1 protein-coding gene is annotated in these 438 nt (G+C 63.0%); it reads left to right on the top strand.

Annotated features, from left to right (window positions below; all coding sequences use genetic code 11):
• Positions 1-438 (top strand): helicase-related protein (locus J5M71_RS28680; RefSeq protein WP_207839062.1); only part of this gene is annotated, 438 nt, incomplete at both ends.

Genomic DNA, 438 nt, shown 5'->3' with positions numbered 1-438 from the left:
GTGGCGATCAGCACTTGCAGCTCGCCTCGACGCCGAACAACGGCTCAAGCGCGGCGAGCTGCAAGTGCTGATCGCCACTGCATCACTGGAACTGGGCATCGATATCGGTGAAGTCGACCTGGTCTGCCAGATCAGTTCGCCGCGTTCGATTGCTGCGTTTCTGCAACGGGTCGGTCGCTCCGGACACCAGGTCGGCGGCACGCCCAAGGGGCGTTTGTTCGCCACCACCCGCGACGATCTGATCGAATGCGCCGCCCTGCTCGACTGCGTGCGTCGGGGCGAGCTCGATACGCTGCACATTCCGGAAAAACCGCTGGACGTGCTGGCGCAGCAGATCATTGCCGAGGTCAGTTGCCAGGAGGGGTCGGAGGACGCATTGCTGGCGATGTTCCGCCGAGCCTGGCCGTATCGCGACCTCGATGAAAAACACTATCAGGC

Origin of the sequence: Pseudomonas sp. 43(2021), assembly GCF_017490805.1 — a bacterium.
Lineage (GTDB): Bacteria > Pseudomonadota > Gammaproteobacteria > Pseudomonadales > Pseudomonadaceae > Aquipseudomonas.
The sequence above is the reverse complement of the archived record's forward strand: the minus strand, read 5'-3'. Positions and strand labels throughout refer to the sequence as shown.